This is a genomic window from Methylobacterium sp. Leaf91 (genome assembly GCF_001422815.1).
In the GTDB taxonomy this organism is placed as follows: domain Bacteria; phylum Pseudomonadota; class Alphaproteobacteria; order Rhizobiales; family Beijerinckiaceae; genus Methylobacterium.
Genome location: NZ_LMMP01000001.1, coordinates 134,151 through 151,024 on the forward strand (window position 1 = coordinate 134,151; position 16,874 = coordinate 151,024).

Sequence of the window (16,874 nt, forward strand, 5' to 3'; positions counted from 1 at the left end):
ATGCCCCGGAGGGCATCGCGAGCCGGATGTCCCGATGGCTCAGGAGCCGAACTTGTAGTTCAGCCCGACCCGGACGACGCTTCCCTCCGACCGGAAGCGCGAGGTCGCCTCCACGAGGGACTGGGCGAGTCCGCTGGAGCCCGTCAGCGGGACGCTGCGCTTGCCGAGATCGTAATGCAGGTATTCCACCTTCAGCGTCACCGCGGAGGAGCGGAAGACGTTGAGGAAATTCTCGGTCGGCAGGGCGTATTCGATGCCCCCGCCATAGGCGAAGCCGGTCTCGAGACGGTCGATCCCGCCGGCGAAGAGGTCGAGGGTCGAAGTTCCCCCCAACTGCAAGCTCGACGCGTTCTGGTAGTTCACGTTGCCGTAGGCGAGACCGCCGGTGCCGTAGACCAAGACGCGATCGAACGCGTAACCGAGCCGGCCGCGCACGGTGCCGAGGAAATCGAGGCTCTGACGCGTGGTGGTCACCACGGCCGAATCGCTGCCCGACCCGAAGATGCCGCGCGACCTGCGCTTGGTCTCGTCCAGGTCGGTATAGGCAATGTCGGTCTCGATGCCGAGGACAAGGCCCGCGCCGGGGGTGAACTGGTAATTGTACCCGGCCTGACCGCCGGCCACGAAGCCTTCCTGCCGGGAGGACAGGGAGGCGATGCCGGCGCGCTCGATGAAGAGATCGGCGTTGCTGCCATTCACCGAGGTCGCCGCCGTGCGGACGGTCTGCCGCTCGGTGAAGCCGTATCCGGCCTGCACACCCGCATAGAAGCCGGTCCAGCTGAAAGCTGGGACAGGCACGAAGACGGGCGGCGGTGCGGAACGGCGGGGCAGGTCCGCTGCAGCCACGGTTCCGGTCATCAGCCCGATCATCGCGCCGACACCCAACACAATCTTCGCCATCGTCCCCTCGCCGCCTCCATTGACGGCAGCGACGTGAATCAACGGAGCAATCCTGGGATAGTGCCGGGAAGACACAATTTCGGACCGATCGTCCGAAATTTTTAACCATGACGCGACGTGGCTAACTCCTCCTCAGGGAGGTACAAAAATGCCACTGCCGTGAGTCTGTCGACCGGTTTCCACAGCCCATTAAAGCCGCTCCTCGACGAAGGCACGCATGAGCAGATGAGCGATCGCCATAGGCGGCGGCACGGTCAGTCCCTCGCCATGGGTGCCGGCGATCATCGCCGCCACCTCGTTGCGGGTGAACCAGCGGGCGTCCGCGAGCTCTGCCGGATCGATGGTGATCGCTTCGTCCAGGGCCTGCGCCGCGCAGCCGATCATCAGCGACGACGGGAACGGCCAAGGCTGCGAGGCGTGGTAGGTCACCGCGCCGATCCTCAGCCCCGCCTCTTCGAGGGTCTCGCGGCGGACCGCGTCCTCGATGGTCTCGCCGGGCTCCAGGAAGCCGGCGAGGCAGGAATACATGCCCTCCTTGAAGCGCGGCGAGCGCCCGAGCAGGCAGGATTCTCCCCGGCGGATCAGCATGATCACCACCGGATCGACGCGGGGGAAGTGATGGGTCTCGCAGATCGGGCATTCGCGGCGGAAACCGCCGGCGGCGAAACGGGTGGCCGTTCCGCAATTGGCGCAGAAGCCGTGGCGGGCATGCCAGGCCAGGATGGATTTCGCCGTGGCGAGGAGGCCGAGTTCATGCGGCGCCACCGCATTCTCGGCAGCGAGGCTGCGCAGGTCGGTGGTGCGGAAGCCGGAGTCGGACTCGTACCCGTCGGCGGACTCCGGCGAGACCGCGCAGGCGAAGACCGGAGCCCCGTCGAGGCGGCCGAGGAACAGAGTGAGTTCGGCGTGGCAGGCGCTCGCCGCCTGCCCTGAGGGGAGGAGCGCCGTATCGCCGGCAAGGACGATGCGGTCCCCCGCCACCAGCACGATCCGCGCATCCGGCGCGTCCGGCTTCGGCACGAGGTCGCTGCTCTCGGCCGAATGGCGGACGAGCCGGCTCTCCGCATAGCCGAGTTGGTCGAGGCGCGCGCTCATCAGGCGGCCGCGAACAGGGCGCCGATGCGCTCGATCATCTGGGCGCGGGCGTGGTGCGGATAGGACTGGCGCGTGCCTACGCCCCAGACCGGCGAGGGCCAGGCCGGATCGGACAGGAAACGCCCGATCACATGGACATGGAGCTGCGGTACGACGTTGCCCAAGGCCGCGACGTTGACCTTGTCGGGCTTGGCGAGGGCCAGCATCACGCCGGTGGCGATCCGGATCTCGTCCATGAGGTCGCGCGCATCCTCCGCCGACAGGTCGGTGAGTTCGCTGGCACCCGCCCGGCGCGGCACCAGGATCAGCCAGGGAAACCGGGCGTCGTCCATCAGCAGGACACTGCACAAGGCGAGGTCGCCCACCGGCACGGTGTCGGCGACGAGGCGCGGGTCGAGGGTGAAATCGTTTGTCATCGCCGCTCAAGCTGGGATGCGTTGGGAATGCGGAGTTCTCGCCGGTTCGGCCTCGTAAGTCACGCCGGCGCGGGCCGCTCGGTGTCGAGGAAGCGGAACAGGGCCGGCGCGTTGGCATGCGCCACGTTGAAGCGCAGCCACGGGGTCGGCTCCTGATCGGCGCGGAACAGGTGTCCGGGGGCGAGCATGATGCCCTTCGCGGCGGCCCTTTGCGCGAGGCCGGCCGTGTCCGGATCTCCGCCGAAGCCGGCCCAGAGGAAGAGCCCGTTGGCGGGGCGGTGAAACAGCGACAGGCCCACCGAGAGCAGGGCCTCGGCCACAATCTTCTGCTCGGCGGCGAGCTTTTCGCGGAGCCTCGCGATGTGGAGGCGGTACTGGCCTTCCGTCAGGATCGAGTGGACGATGCTCTCGGAGATTTCCGAGCTCGTCAGGCTCGCCGCCATCTTCATGCGCAGGAGCCGCTGCGCATTCTCGGGGTTGCAGGCGAGATAGCCGACCCGCAGGGCGGGCGAGATGGTCTTCGAGAAGCTGCTGATGTGGATGACGCGCGCGAGCTGGTCGAGGCTGGCGATGCTGGGCGCCGTCTCCTCGACGAAGCTCGCATAGATGTCGTCCTCGACGATCTGGAAGTCGTGTTTCTCGGCGATGCGGAGGATCTGGTAGGCGGTGGCCGGCGAGCAGGACGTCCCGGTGGGGTTGTGGAAGCTCGTATTGGTGAAGAACAGCTTCGGCTTGTGCCGCTCCGCCAGTGCCTGGAGCGCGGGAATCGACGGCCCCTGGAGGGTCCGCTCGACGCCGACGATGGTCACCCCCATGGCGTGGAGCGAGGGGTAGAGGTTGCAATAGCCTGGATCGTCCACGAAGGCGACGTCGCCCGGCTGTAGGAAGGTCCGCATGGTCAGGTCGAGGGCCTGGCTCGCCCCATGCGTCAGCAGGATCTGGTCCGGCTCGCACTCGATGTTGCGCTGGGCGAGGAGCAACTGGATCGCCCGGCGCAAGGGCGCGTGGCCGAGGGGATGCCCATAGCGCGAGACCAGCCGGTCGGGGCGCCGCGCCAGGGCCGCCAGGGCCTGCTTGATCCCGTCGGCGAACAGGTGGCTGTCGGGAAGCCAGCCGCAGCCGGCTTTGACGGTGAAAGCGTCCTCCTCGTAGACCCGCTGGAGCAGCCAGCCGGAATCCACCGAGATCTGCACGGGTTTCCGCCGGGGGACGACGGATTTGCGATCGAGCAGCCGGGCCGAGACGAAGTATCCGCTCGCGCGTCGAGCTTCGAGCAGGCCGTCCGCCACCAGCCGGTTATAGGCGTTCGAGACGGTGAGCGTGCTCACGCCGCATTGAACGGCCAGCTTGCGCACCGATGGCAGGCGGGCGCCCGGCGCCACGCTCCCGCTGCGGATGCGCTCGGACACGGCCTCCACCAGCTGGGCGACGAGGGGGGCGGTGCTGGCGGGGTCGAGGCTGATCATGGGCCGTCATCCACGGGCGAGGCCGGTCTCGGCGATCCGACTGTATGGGTGGGTGAACAGATACAGCTGCGCGTGCCAACCCGCCAACTGTTGATAGTCGGTGAGCCAGGGCCGGGCGATAACGCAGTGCGGCGGGGGTCGGGATCTTGCATCGGGGATCGGCGGAGAGACACATGGATCATGCGATCATCGACCAGGCGGCGGACCGGCAGCTCAATGTCGAGCCGTACTGGATGCCGTTCACGCCCAATCGCCACGTGAAGGCCGACCCGACGCCGCGCATCATCACCTCGGCGAAGGGCGCCTATTACCGGACGGCCGAGGGACGCGAGCTGTTCGACAGCCTGTCGGGCCTGTGGTGCTGCCCCCTCGGCCACGCCCAGCCGCGGATCGTCGAGGCCCTGCGCCGGCAGGCCGAGACCCTCGATTACTGCACCGCCTTCCAGATGACCAACCCGGTGACGCTACGGCTGGCCGAGCGTATCGCCGACATGGCCCCGGACGGGCTCGACCGGGTGTTCTTCACAAATTCCGGCTCGGAGGCCGTCGATACCGCCCTCAAGATCGCTCTCGGTTATCACCGCCTGCGCGGCGAGGCCGGTCGCTTCCGCATGATCGGCCGCGAGAAGGGCTATCACGGCGTCGGCTTCGGCGGCATGTCGGTGGGCGGCATGGTGGCCAACCGCAAGATGTTCGCCACCGCGATGATCCAGGGCGTCGACCACCTGCGCCATACCCACGATTATGCCGAGATGGCGTTCTCGAAGGGCCAGCCGACCTGGGGTGCGCATTTCGCCGACGACCTCGAACGGATGGTGGCGCTGCACGATGCGGGCACGATCGCCTGCGTCATCGTCGAGCCGCTGCAGGGCTCGGCGGGGGTCATCGTGCCGCCGCTGGGCTATCTCCAGCGCCTGCGCGAAATCTGCACGCGGCACGGCATCCTGCTGATCTTCGACGAGGTGATCACCGGTTTCGGCCGCCTCGGGGCGCCCTTCGGCGCTGACCGCCTCGGTGTGATCCCCGACATGATCACCTTCGCCAAGGGCATCACCAACGGCATCGTGCCGATGGGCGGCGTCATCGTCCGCAAGGAGATCTACGACACGTTCATGACCGGGCCGGCGGCGGCGGTGGAGCTGTTCCACGGCTACACCTATTCGGGCCATCCCCTGGCGGCGGCCGTCGCCCATGCCTCCCTCGACCTGATGGAGGAGGGTGACCTCTTTGCCCGCGTGCGCGAGTTGGAGCCGATCCTCGAGGGGGCCGTCCACACGCTGCGCGACGAACCGGGCATCAAGGACATCCGCAATTTCGGCCTGACGGCGGCCGTCGATCTCGAACCGACACCGGGCCAGCCCGGCGCGCGCGCCCTGCGGATCTTCGAGCGCGGCCTGCGCGAAGGCATCCTCCTGCGCTTCACCGGCGACACCATCGCCATGGGCCCGCCCTTCATCTCGACCCAAGCTGAGATCACCGGCATGATCGAGATGCTGCGCGGTCTCATCCGCGCCGAAGCCTGACCGGCGGCCGGCGCACTCCCGATAGACGGCCCGTGACCCGTTCCATTCTCTTCAAAGGTTGAACCGACATGCCCCTGATGCGCTTCGATATCCTGGAAGGCCGCACCGATTCCGAACTGAAGACGCTCCTCGACGCCGCGCACGAGGCGATGCTGGAGGCGTTCAACGTTCCGCCGGGCGACCGCTACCAGATCGTCACCGAGCACAAGCCCTCGCGGATGATCGTCGAGGATACCGGGCTCGACATCCCGCGCACCAAGGACGTTGTGGTGGTCCAGATGATCACCCGGCCGCGCGGCAAAGAGAAGAAGCAGCTGTTCTACCGGCTGCTGACCGAGAAGCTCGAAGCCGCCTGCGGCATCGCCCCGGCCGACGTCATGGTCTCCACGGTGGAGAACACCGACGAGGATTGGTCCTTCGGCCACGGCCGGGCGCAGTTCCTCACCGGCGAACTCTGACAATCGTTTGAGTTCTTATTCTAGAGCTTAACCTCATCCTGAGGTGCCGCGTAGCGGCCTCGAAGGAGGCTTCCAGGGATCGGGAGACGACTGGAGAGCTCCTTCGAGGCCCTTTGCTCAAGCAAAGGGCGCCTCAGGATGAGGTGGTCTGCTGGGATGATCTGCTCTGGCACAAGCATCCGCTGGAAAACCCGATCAAACAGGCCCTGGGCGGGTTTCGCAACGAGGGTCGCCGCTTCTGCGGCCTGAAACCTGCGACACGTCATAAGGACTGAGCGAGGTGACGTGTTGGCCCGCCAATGCGAACCCGCCCGGGGCGCCAAGCCCATTCCGGACCCTAACCCCGACCCTCTACGGAACGCCGGCCATGCATGTCCTGATCCTCGGTGGCGGCGTCGTCGGCGTCACCTCGGCCTATTACCTGGCCAAAGCCGGCCACCGGGTCACCGTGCTGGAGCGCCAGCCGGCGGCGGGGCTCGAGACGAGTTTCGCCAATGCCGGCCAGGTCTCACCGGGATATTCGGCGCCCTGGGCGGCGCCCGGCATTCCCCTCAAGGCGATGAAGTGGCTGATGATGCGCCACCGGCCCCTCGTGGTCTGGCCGAGCTTCGAGCCGCGTTTCTACGGCTGGCTCGCCCGGATGCTGGCGAATTGCACGGAGGAAGCCTACCAGCGCAACAAGGGCCGGATGGTGCGTCTGGCCGAATACAGCCGCGACGTGCTGCGCGACCTGCGCGCCGAGACCGGCATCGCCTACGATCACCGCGAGCAGGGCACGCTCCAGCTGTTCCGGACGCAGAAGCAGCTCGATCATGTCGGGGACGACACCCGCGTCCTCGACGCCTATGGCGTTCCCTACGCGGTGCTGGACCCCGCCGGTTGCATCATGGCCGAGCCGGCCCTGGCGCGGGTGGCCGGGACCTTCGTCGGTGGCCTGCGGCTCCCCGGCGACGAGACCGGCGACGCGCATCTGTTCACCCAGCGCCTCGCCGCGCTCTGCGAGGGCCTCGGCGTAGTCTTCCGCTATGGCACGGCCATCACCGGCCTGCGCAGCGAGGGTGACCGGATCAGCGGCGTGGCGACGGCAGCGGGCGAGGTCCTGACCGCCGACGCCTACGTGGTGGCCATGGGCAGCTACACCCCGGCTCTGCTCCGGCCCTTCGGCATCGATCTGCCGATCTATCCGGTGAAGGGGTATTCCCTCACCCTGCCGGTCACCAATGCAGAGGCGGCACCGGTCTCGACGGTGATGGACGAGACCTACAAGGTGGCGATCACCCGGCTCGGCGACCGCATCCGGGTCGGCGGCACCGCCGAGCTCGCGGGCTTCAGCGCGGTCCTACGCGGACCGCGTCGGGAGACCCTGGTTCGCTCCGTCGGTGATCTGTTCCCGGCGGGCGGCGATCTCTCGCAGGCGAAGTTCTGGACCGGCCTGCGGCCGATGACGCCGGACGGCACGCCCATCGTCGGCGGAACGCGCCTGTCGAACCTTTACACCAACACCGGCCACGGCACCCTGGGCTGGACCATGGCCTGCGGCTCGGGCCGGGTGCTGGCCGACCTCATCTCCGGCCGCACGCCGGACAGCGCCACCCCGGAACTCGCCGTCAGCCGCTACGCCGCCGGCGCTTGACGATGAGCCACTCGCGCCGAGGCGCGAGGGGCCGAATGAGGCGGCCTATTCGGCCGCGTCGACGTAGAGCTTGCCGCCCTCGGCCTGGAACTCGGCGGATTTGGCCGCCATTCCCGCCTCGCGCTCGGCCTGGCTCATGGGCGTCGCCTCGCCCAGCACCTGACCGGCCGCCTCCATGGCGAGCACCTCGGCGCGCAGATCCTGCGTGATCTTCATCGAGCAGAATTTGGGGCCGCACATGGAGCAGAAATGCGCGACCTTGTGGGCGTCCTTCGGCAGGGTCTCGTCGTGATAGGCCCGCGCCGTGTCGGGATCCAGCGACAGGTTGAACTGGTCCTCCCAGCGGAAGTCGAACCGGGCCCGTGACAGGGCGTCGTCGCGCAGCTGCGCCGCCGGGTGGCCCTTGGCGAGATCGGCGGCATGGGCCGCGATCTTGTAGGTGATCACGCCTTCCTTGACGTCGTCGCGGTTGGGCAGGCCGAGATGCTCCTTCGGGGTGACGTAGCAGAGCATGGCGCAGCCAAACCAGCCGATCATGGCAGCGCCGATGCCCGACGTGATGTGGTCGTAGCCCGGTGCGATATCGGTGGTCAGCGGGCCGAGGGTGTAGAACGGCGCCTCGCCGCACTCCTCCAGCTGCTTTTCCATGTTCACCTTGATCTTGTGCATCGGCACGTGGCCGGGGCCCTCGATCATGGTCTGGCAGCCCTTGTCCCAGGCGATCTTCGTCAGCTCGCCGAGGGTCTCGAGTTCCGCAAACTGCGCCGCGTCGTTGGCATCCGCGATGGAGCCAGGGCGCAGGCCGTCGCCCAGCGAGAACGAGACGTCGTAGGCCCTCATGATGTCGCAGATCTCGTCGAACCGCTCGTAGAGGAACGATTCCCGGTGACCGGCGAGGCACCAGCGCGCCATGATCGAGCCGCCTCGGCTGACAATGCCGGTGACCCGGCGCGCGGTGAGCGGCACATGGGCGAGGCGGACGCCCGCATGGATGGTGAAGTAATCGATGCCCTGCTCGGCCTGCTCGATGAGGGTATCCTTGAAGACCTCCCAGTCGAGCTTCAGCGGATCGCCGCCGACCTTCTCCAGGGCCTGGTAGATCGGCACGGTGCCGATGGGGACGGGCGAGTTGCGCACGATCCACGAGCGGATGTTGTGGATGTTTCGACCAGTGGAGAGGTCCATCACCGTGTCGGCGCCCCAGCGGGTCGCCCAGACCAGTTTCTCCACCTCTTCCGCTGCCGACGAGGTCACGGCCGAATTGCCGATATTGGCGTTGATCTTGACGAGGAAGTTGCGGCCGATCGCCATCGGCTCCACCTCGGGGTGGTTGATGTTGGCCGGGATGATGGCGCGGCCGCGCGCCACCTCGTCGCGCACGAATTCGGGGGTGATGAAAGCGGGGAGCGAGGCACCGAAGCTGTTGCCGTCGGCCAGCGCGGTCTGCGCGCCTTCCAGCATCGTCTCGCGGGCGAGGTTTTCGCGGTGGGCGACGTAGATCATCTCCTCGGTGATGATCCCGGCTTTGGCGAACTCGTACTGCGTCACCATCTGGCCGGGGCCGGCCTTGCGGATCTGGCGCGTCGCCGGACAGGGGGCGACGAGCTTGTCCTCCGGCACGAAGCCGTTGTCCTCGGGCTTGACCGCGCGCGGCGTGATCGTGGCATAGCCGCGCTTGGCGATCCACGGGTCGCGCAATAGGGGCAGGCCGGCATTCAGGTCGATCCGGGCATCGGTCTCGGTATAGGGGCCAGACGGATCGTAGACCCGCACCGGCGCCTCCTTCGGATCACTCAACGTGACCTCGCGGAACGGCACCCGGATGTCGTCACGGCCAGCCACGCTCGCATAGACCTTGCGCGAGCCCATGATTGGGCCGGTGGTCACCGCTTGCGGCTGCCCCTTGGCGGGTTCTTGTCCGGAAAGGTCTTTGGGGAGGACGGGTGCGTTCATATCGGATTCGCTCCTGGCGTGGGAGGCGATCCGGTTCGCAACGGTACGTCAGGACGACGGGCACCCGCTCGTTTGGAGCAGACAACCCAAGCGTAGTTCCCGTCCCTCCGCCGGTATGAGCCGGATCAGGTTCAAGGGTCAGGGCTGCGGCCCTATCTCAGCCCCCTGAACGGGGCCCCCCTCGGAACGATTCGAAAGTCTGCGTTCGCCGCGCCTTTGTCAATCGCCGGAGCCGACATCCCCAGTCGAATGCAAGGACTCACACCACGGCAACGATGACGTCGCGCCGATCGCGGATCGTTCGGGTCGGGCCGTTAAGCTCTCGACGACCGTAGTGTTCGATTTCATCCGCAAGCACAGTCCATTTTCGGTGCGGCATATTTCAGTCCGTCAAAAGCCCTCCCATAATGGAGCCTTCCCTGCTGACGGCGCGTTGTCAGTCATCAATTCTAAAAAACAATCAGGCTGGCGTTCCATGAACAAACTCATTCTCGCATCGGCCGCATTGCTCGGCGCGGTCGCGTTCGTTCCGACAACCGCCGACGCTCGCGGAGGCGGCTGGGGTGGTGGCGGCGGTGGCGGCGGTGGCACGAGCCGTGGCGGCGGTGGGCTCGCCGCGGGTGGTGGAGGCGGCGGCTGGGGCGGCGGTGGAATGAGCCGTGGAGGTGCTGGCGGCGCGGGACTCGCGGCTGCGGGCGGTGGTGGGCGAGGCTGGGGCGGTGGCGGTGGCGGCTTGAGCCGTGGCGGTGCTGGCGGCGGTCCCGCTGCCGTGGGAGGCGCTGGCCAGGGAGGCTGGGGCGGTGGACGCGGACAGGGCGGGATCGCTGCCGGTCCGAACTCCGGCGGTGGCTTCAACCGTGGCGGCTACGGTCATCACCGCGGGTATGGCTACAATCGTGGCTACGGCCGGGGATACGGCTACGGCGGACTCGGTCTTGGTTTGGGGCTAGGCTTGGCTGGAGCCGGAATCGGTTACGGCTATGGCAGCGGTTACTACGATAACGGTGGCTATTACGGCGGCGGCTATGCCCCAGCCTATTATGGTGGCGCCGTCGAGGTTCAGCAGGATGTCGGCGGGTCCGATCAGGACGTCGCCTACTGCATCCAGCGCTTCCGCTCCTACGATCAGCAATCGGGCACCTATCTGGGCAATGACGGTCAGCGTCACCGCTGCCCGCAATAACAACTGCACGGAAGACCTGCACCAAGAGCGAAGACATTTCAGCCTCATCCGACAAGAGAAGCCCCGCATCACTCGTTGCGGGGCTTCGTCGCATCTGGGCCCAGTGGCGCCTGCCTTACTTATCCGCGCCGTCTTTGCCATCGGTCCATCGGCGGAGATGATGATCTATACCTGACGACCCCGCCTCCACCCCGTTCGAGGGTCTGGGTCTAGGAACGGCGGTCGCAGCGAGGAGGGATCTTCCGGGGCTGCTCGGCATGGCGTAACGCCACGTCATGGTGGCTTCCGGTTCTCTCCTCGCTCCCGACGACATCGCCCACGTCATTCAGGTCGCGCTCGCTCCCGCTTTCCTGCTGACGGCGCTGGCGACGCTGCTCAATGTCTTCTCAACGCGCCTTGGGCGGGTGGCCGACCGTGTCGATGATGCCGCCGCCAGCTTGCAGAAGGCGGATGCGACCGAGGCGGCGCACCTGTCGCGCCAACTGACCTATCTGCGTCAGCGCTCCTTCATGCTCGATGTGGCTGTGGTGCTGGCCTGTTTCGGCAGCATCATGACCGGCATCGCGGTGCTCACGCTTTTCGTCGGGGCCTTGCGCGATGCCGCCACGGCCTCCGTCTTGTTCGGATGCTTCGGCGTCGCCCTGGTCTGCACGGTGGCGGCCATCGTCGCCTTCCTTCTCGAGATCCTGATGGCGGGCCGCCGTATCAGGGACGAGGTCGACCGCCAGACGGTGCAGGCCTCGGATCGGGAAGCGTCTGGACCCGATCTCCCATAGCGATCGCCGCGAACAGCACGGGCTTGATCCAATGTTGCGGACCGCCACCTGCGGCTTCAATCCTCGACGATCCCCTCGCCATGCGCGTCGAGCCAGCGAATTGCGCCGCTGAGGTCGAAGCCCCGTTCCCGGCCATAGGCCGCGACGTCATCGCGCCTCAAGCGTCCCGCCAACACCTCGCTCAAAGCCCAGAGGGTGAGCGAGCGGGTACCACTACGACAATGCGCGAGGACTGGGCCGGGCGCCCCTTCCACGGCGTCGCGGAACTGCGCGATGTCGTCGAGTGTGATGTCTGGGCCGGTAACCGGAAGATGGAGATAGGCCAGCCCCGCCGCCCTAGCAGCTGCGGCTTCGGCTTCGGCCTCCGTGCCCAATTGGCCGGGTTCTTCCCCCTCGGGCCTGTTGTTGATCAGCAGAGCGAACCCTTTTCCCGCCAAGTCGGCGATCTCGGCTTCGTTCGGCTGGCCGGAGACCGAAAGTCGGGATTCGATGGAGGTGATGGTCATGGAAGATCGTCCTTGGGGCTGCCTTGCGGCTCCGTTGGCGCTGCACGGACCCGCCACAGATCGTGTCCGTTCCGTGCGGCACAAGCGGGGCAGGCTGATTCCACCGCACGGCCCGCCTTGAACCCGGGATGGGTCTCGTCCGTTTCCGGTCTGATCCTCAACCCGCCTTCAGGATGACCACCATGGCCGATGCAAGACAGATCGTCGACGCGCTCGTGCGCTCACGCAAGGGCGGGATCGCCGCCACGGCCGCCCTCGGTGGGCTCGCCCTCGTCGCGGGCCTGGCTCTTCGAGCACTCCGTCCTTCCCATGAGCCCGAAACCCCCGATCTCAGCCAAGTCGGCGAGGACGAGGCCCGCATCATGCTGCGCGCCATGGTGGCGGCGACCTTGGCCGACGGCATCGTGGACACGCAGGAGCGCCAGCGCCTCGACGAGGCGGTAGAGGCGGCCGGTATCGACAAGGATGGCCGCGCCTGGCTCGAAAAGGAGCTGGCCGACCCGGCCGAGATCGACGAACTCGCCGAACGCGTGGATTCGCCGGAGAAGGGTGCCCGCCTCTATGCGGCAGCGCGTCTGGCCATCGATGCCGATACGCTGCAGGAGCGGGAGTTCCTGAAGCGATTGGCCGAGGCCCTGGACGTCTCGCAGGACGTGGCGGCGAGGGTCGATGCCGGGCTCGAAAATGCCTGATGGAGAGCGATGTCGCGGGAGTTGACGCGCTCCGTACCGGCCCGATGGGGAAGTGCTACTTCCCCATCCATTCGTGCCCTGCCACCAGCGCCTCAACCGATCGTGTCCAGGTGCCGGGCTGGTCGGTGGCGCCGGTGCCGAGTGCCCGCTGGACCATGACGCTGTCGCTCCAGCGGCCGTACTTGTAGCCCACCGCCGGCAACAGGCCGACACGGACGAAGCCGCAGGTCTCGTGGAGCCGCAGGGACGCTTCGTTCTGCGCGTCGATATAGCCGATCATCTGGCGGTAGCCACCGGCGGCGCAGGCCTCGATCAAAGCCGGCAGCAGGCGTCGCCCGATGCCGGCGTTCAGGTGCTCGTGATGAACGTAGATCGAGTGCTTGAGCGTGTAGCGATAGGCCGGGCGCTTCCGGAACGGGACAGCGTAAGCGTAGCCCGCCACCACCCCATCGCGGTCGGCCACAAGATGCGGCAGACGCCTCTTGCGCATGGCCTTGCGGCGGCGCTTGAGGTCGTCGGGATGGAGCGGATCCGCTTCGAAATCCCCCACATCACCTACGCCCCGCCGAATATGGTGAGCGTAGATCGCCACCATGGCCGGCACGTCCGCATCCGAGGAGGGCCGGATGATGATCCCGGTATCGGAGGCGGCGGGCGGCCCTTCCGGATTCACAGGCGATTCTCGCGCATGACATAGGTGTAGAAGCGGATGGTCCCATCGGGATCGACGTTGCGGAACACGCCCTGAATCTCGGCCTCGAAGCCCGGGAACAGGTTCGCGGAGCGCTCGAACATCTTGAAGTAGTCCAGCATGGGTTTCGCCCGTTCGTCCAGTCGTTCGCCCGGCAGCACCGTGCCGATGCCCGGCGGGTAGACTAGAAGCAAGGTCGTCGCCACGCGACCTTCCGCTTCCGCGATCGGCACGTAATCGACGTTGTTGCGGGTGAGCTGCTGCACCGCCTCCTTCGGAGTCATGACCATCTCGGGCAGGTGGCCGGGTTCGAACTGCTTGCGTTGAAGGGTGCTGGTGCCGTGCTCGCGGTGGAAGGCGTGGAAATCCGCGCAGAGGTCGCGCAGGCGTACGCCCTTGTAGCGGTTCGGCCGGCGCCGGACGAATTCCGGCATGGCATCCTCGAGCGGCACATTCTCGTCATGCAGGCGCTTGAAGGCCACGAGGCCGGAGATGAGCGTGCCGGCCTTGGAGGATTCGACGCCCGGCGTCAGCAGGAATAGGAGCGAGTTGAGGTCGTTCTTCTCCGGCACGATGCGGTTTTCGCGCAGGTACTGGGCCACGATGGGCGCGGGCACGCCGTGCTCGGCATATTCCCCCGTGCGCCGGTCGAAGCCGGGGGTGAGCACGGTGAGCTTGTTCGGGTCGGTCATGGCGTAGTTCGGCGCCACATGGTTGAAGCCGTGCCAGGCGGCACCGGGGGTCAGCTCCCAGTATTTCGCGTCGCTGGCGAGCTCGTCCGTCGAGACGCTCTCCCACGGCACCTTGCCCTCCGGGCCCTTCACCGTGTCCGGCACGAAGGGGTCGAAGAACCAGCGGCGCAGAGGATCGCCCTCCTTCTCCTCGAATTCGCGGCGGATGGCACGGACCTTCTTGCGCCATTCGATGCCAAGCCGGATCGTGTCGTCCCACAGGACGACGCCCGAGCGGCCCTTCATCATCTGCGCGCCGACATCGAGCGAGGCGAAGAGCGGGTAGAACGGCGAGGTCGAGGCGTGGACGAGGAAGGTCTCGTTGAAGCGCCGGTGCTCGATGCGCCGGGTCTGGCCGCGAATATGGCTGTCCTTGGTATGGATCTGCGAGGCTTGTGAGAAGCTCGCCAGCTGCTTGTGGGTCGATTGCGTGGCGATGATGCCGGGCGAGGTCTCGTCGAGGCCCTTCAGTCCCATGGCGAAGCGGCCGGCGAAGAGGGGGTGGAACTTCATGAAGCCCGCCCAGGCCTCGTCGAACAGGATGTAGTCGCAGAGATGCCCGATCTTCTCGAGGATCATCTGCGCGTTGTAGATGGTGCCGTCATAGGTGCACTGCTCCACCACCGCCACGCGGAACGGGCGCTCGCGCTTCCAGGCTTCCTTGTCGGTGATGAGGGGGTTGGTGCGGATCTTCTCACGAATGGCCGCCTCGTCGAGGGCCTCGTGATACATCGGGCCGATCAGGCCGAAGCAGTTGCGGTCGGTCTCCAGGAAGACCGGAACCGCGCCGCCGAGGAACAGGGCGCCGTGATGGGCCGCCTTGTGGTTGTTGCGGTCGAACAGGACGAGGTCGCCCTCCGCCACCAGGGCCGAGAGCACGATCTTGTTGGAGGCCGAGGTGCCGTTGAGGACGAAATAGGTTTTTTCGGCCCCGAAGATGACGGCGGCTTCTTTCTGCGCCTTCAAGGCCGGGCCTTCGTGGACCAGAAGGTCGCCGAGATCGAGCACGGAATTGTCGAGGTCGTCGCGGAACACGGCCTCGCCGAGATGCTCCACAAAGATACGCCCGATCGGCGAGCGGTTGTAGAAGATGCCGCCGTTATGGCCGGGGCAGGTCCAGAGCTGGTTGCCCTGCTCGGCATAGTCCACCAGCGCGCCGAAGAACGGCGTCTTCAGGGTCTCGGCATATTGCTTCACGCGGCTCACCAGGCCGCGGGCGATGTAGTCCGGGGTCTCTTCGGCCAGGAAGATGTAGCCGTCGATGAAGTCGAGCACTTCGACGGGGATGTCCTCCAGGCGCTTGCGGCGGACCATGATGACGATGGGCATTTCGAGCCCGCGCTTCCGCATCAGGTTGATGAGGGCCGCCGCCTTGCCGTCGAGGCCGCGCTTGCCCCAATCCACCACCATGCAGCCGATGGCGGCATCGGTCTGGACCGCGATGGCTGCGTCCTCCACGCGGCGGGCGCGGACCACTTCGAAGCCGAGCTTCTCCACAGAGCCGATGATCTGCTGGACGCGCACGCCCTCGAGGTCGTCCGGATCGAAGTTAGGCGCGCACATGAGCACGGTGAAGCGGCGAAAGAAGTCCATGCGGGGGAAGGCTCCGGTGGTCGGATGAATCGAGGGTGTGTGGGCGCGTTCGCGTTCGGGATCAACCAGGCCGGCCGGCGAGATTGAGCCGGCGGATGACGACATAGACGGCCAGCGCCGCGAGCGCGCCGATGATCAGGGCGATCATGGAGCCGCTGTCGGTTTCGGAAAAGAACAGGCCCTTGGTGTTCATGCCGAAGACGCCCGTGACCAGGGTGGGCGGCAGAAACAGGGCCGTGAGGATGGAGAGGGTGAAGAGCTGCCGGTTGGTCAGCGCGGTCGTGCGGGCGGCGATCTCATCCTGGAGAAGCCGGCTGCGCTCGGACAGGACATGCATGTCCCGGTGGAGCGAATCGAGGCGCTGGACCACGCGCGCCGCCATGGCGCCGACGGCTCCCGGCAATTGGTCGCCCTCCATGGCGGCCTCATCCTCGAGCCGGTGGAACACCGCGCGTAAGCCGGCGAGTTGACGGTGGGAGCGCACGGATTGGCGGCGGATCGGTCCCAACGGCCTGGCATCGTCGGCCTTGGCCTCGTCGAGCATGTCGTCCTCGATGGAATCGAGGGAGGAGGACAGGCGATCGGACGTGGCATTGAGCGATGCGATGGTGCTGCCGACGAAGCGCTCCAGCAGCTTTGCCGGGCCGGGAACGAGGGTGCCGGACAGGACCGCGTCGCGGGCGGCGACCGCGCAGGCCGTGGCATGGCGACGGCCACTGACCAGATAGCCTGGACCGAGAACGCAATGGAGGCGGCCGTTCGGTTCTTCGCTCGACGACCCGTCGAAAGCGCGTTCCCGGTCGGCGATGACGAAGCCGGCATGAGGGCCATCGACGACGACACGCTGATGCTCGTCGCGGGCGAAGGTTGCGGCGGCGAGACGGGGCGGGCCAAGGCGTCCCTCAAGGATCAGCGCCTCGGTCCGCGCATCGACGAGATCGACGTGAAGCCAAACGAAGCCGTGTTCCGGGTCACCGAGGGAAGGAAGCTCGTCCCCCAGCGCAACCTGGCGTCCCCGTCCATCCGTGTCGAAGGCGAGGGCGAAGATCAGCCCCGGGAGGGACGATTCCTCGATGAGAAGATGCTGCATAATGCGTTCGCGGCGAACATGGCCGGCAAAATACCGGCTCACTATCGCGCTGGATCGCAAGGCTGGGCGACACTGTGATGACGACGAGGCGCGTCTGCTGCCATCGTATTCTCCCGATGGATCAGACGACTCACAGGGACGGGGCGGAGCGACGACGTCGATGGTCGA

At 66.8% G+C, this 16,874-nt stretch carries 15 protein-coding genes and 1 riboswitch; of the genes, 6 read left to right on the plus strand and 9 right to left on the minus strand.

Annotation, left to right across the window (positions count from 1 at the left end):
* Positions 1-39: 39 nt before the first annotated feature.
* The 4 genes from ASF32_RS00640 to ASF32_RS00655 all read right to left on the minus strand — a co-directional run bounded on the left by ASF32_RS00640 (position 40) and on the right by ASF32_RS00655 (position 3,877).
* The gene (locus tag ASF32_RS00640) at positions 40-900 is read right to left on the minus strand and encodes an outer membrane beta-barrel protein (protein ID WP_056423225.1); all 861 of its coding nucleotides are present in this window, start codon (positions 898-900) and stop codon (positions 40-42) included.
* A 189-nt stretch (positions 901-1,089) separates the two neighbouring features.
* Positions 1,090-1,995 carry an NAD(+) diphosphatase gene (nudC, locus tag ASF32_RS00645; protein WP_056422138.1) on the minus strand — a complete coding sequence of 302 codons (906 nt, stop codon included), beginning with the start codon at positions 1,993-1,995 and terminating at the stop codon, positions 1,090-1,092.
* A complete protein-coding gene (locus ASF32_RS00650; RefSeq protein ID WP_056422142.1) occupies positions 1,995-2,411 on the minus strand; it encodes an HIT domain-containing protein in 417 nt (138 codons plus the stop codon). Before ASF32_RS00650 ends, nudC begins: the two co-directional genes overlap by 1 nt.
* Positions 2,412-2,470: 59 nt before the next feature.
* Complete coding sequence (locus tag ASF32_RS00655) at positions 2,471-3,877, minus strand: PLP-dependent aminotransferase family protein (protein ID WP_056422145.1); 1,407 nt, start codon at positions 3,875-3,877, stop codon at positions 2,471-2,473.
* Positions 3,878-4,050: 173 nt separating this feature from the next.
* On the opposite strand from ASF32_RS00655, the gene ASF32_RS00660 reads away from it, so the two are divergent.
* From ASF32_RS00660 to ASF32_RS00675, 3 genes are all read left to right on the plus strand, one after another.
* Positions 4,051-5,400, plus strand: coding sequence for an aspartate aminotransferase family protein (locus tag ASF32_RS00660; protein WP_056422148.1), 1,350 nt, complete (start codon positions 4,051-4,053; stop codon positions 5,398-5,400).
* 68 nt (positions 5,401-5,468) lie between these two features.
* Positions 5,469-5,858 (plus strand): tautomerase family protein, encoded by a 390-nt coding sequence (locus ASF32_RS00665; protein WP_056422151.1) that lies wholly within the window; start codon positions 5,469-5,471, stop codon positions 5,856-5,858.
* A gap of 367 nt (positions 5,859-6,225) precedes the next feature.
* Positions 6,226-7,491 carry a D-amino acid dehydrogenase gene (locus tag ASF32_RS00675; protein ID WP_056422157.1) on the plus strand — a complete coding sequence of 422 codons (1,266 nt, stop codon included), beginning with the start codon at positions 6,226-6,228 and terminating at the stop codon, positions 7,489-7,491.
* Positions 7,492-7,536: 45 nt separating this feature from the next.
* On the opposite strand, the gene thiC is transcribed toward ASF32_RS00675, so the two are convergent.
* Positions 7,537-9,444 carry a phosphomethylpyrimidine synthase ThiC gene (gene thiC / locus ASF32_RS00680; protein WP_056141096.1) on the minus strand — a complete coding sequence of 636 codons (1,908 nt, stop codon included), beginning with the start codon at positions 9,442-9,444 and terminating at the stop codon, positions 7,537-7,539.
* Positions 9,445-9,529: 85 nt separating this feature from the next.
* Positions 9,530-9,636: riboswitch (TPP riboswitch) on the minus strand.
* A 283-nt stretch (positions 9,637-9,919) separates the two neighbouring features.
* Between thiC and ASF32_RS24240 the strand changes: the two genes are divergently transcribed.
* Together ASF32_RS24240 and ASF32_RS00695 are read left to right on the plus strand one after the other, a co-directional pair.
* Positions 9,920-10,627 carry a BA14K family protein gene (locus ASF32_RS24240; RefSeq protein ID WP_082470611.1) on the plus strand — a complete coding sequence of 236 codons (708 nt, stop codon included), beginning with the start codon at positions 9,920-9,922 and terminating at the stop codon, positions 10,625-10,627.
* A gap of 275 nt (positions 10,628-10,902) precedes the next feature.
* Complete coding sequence (locus tag ASF32_RS00695) at positions 10,903-11,403, plus strand: DUF2721 domain-containing protein (protein WP_056422172.1); 501 nt, start codon at positions 10,903-10,905, stop codon at positions 11,401-11,403.
* Between the two features lie 56 nt (positions 11,404-11,459).
* Here ASF32_RS00695 and ASF32_RS00700 read toward each other — a convergent pair whose 3' ends face one another.
* The gene (locus ASF32_RS00700) at positions 11,460-11,909 is read right to left on the minus strand and encodes a TIGR01244 family sulfur transferase (RefSeq protein ID WP_056422174.1); all 450 of its coding nucleotides are present in this window, start codon (positions 11,907-11,909) and stop codon (positions 11,460-11,462) included.
* A gap of 182 nt (positions 11,910-12,091) precedes the next feature.
* Here ASF32_RS00700 and ASF32_RS00705 point away from each other — a divergent pair, with 182 nt between their 5' ends.
* Positions 12,092-12,601 (plus strand): DUF533 domain-containing protein, encoded by a 510-nt coding sequence (locus tag ASF32_RS00705; RefSeq protein ID WP_056423228.1) that lies wholly within the window; start codon positions 12,092-12,094, stop codon positions 12,599-12,601.
* Between the two features lie 55 nt (positions 12,602-12,656).
* Here ASF32_RS00705 and ASF32_RS00710 read toward each other — a convergent pair whose 3' ends face one another.
* From ASF32_RS00710 to ASF32_RS00720, 3 genes are all read right to left on the minus strand, one after another.
* On the minus strand, positions 12,657-13,274 hold the full coding sequence (locus tag ASF32_RS00710; protein ID WP_056422177.1) for a GNAT family N-acetyltransferase: 618 nt from the start codon (positions 13,272-13,274) through the stop codon (positions 12,657-12,659).
* Complete coding sequence (locus ASF32_RS00715; protein ID WP_056423231.1) at positions 13,271-15,616, minus strand: Orn/Lys/Arg decarboxylase N-terminal domain-containing protein; 2,346 nt, start codon at positions 15,614-15,616, stop codon at positions 13,271-13,273. Before ASF32_RS00715 ends, ASF32_RS00710 begins: the two co-directional genes overlap by 4 nt.
* 61 nt (positions 15,617-15,677) lie before the next feature.
* Entirely contained in the window at positions 15,678-16,706 is a 1,029-nt protein-coding gene (locus ASF32_RS00720; protein ID WP_056422180.1) for a CorA family divalent cation transporter, read from the minus strand.
* Positions 16,707-16,874: the final 168 nt, after the last annotated feature.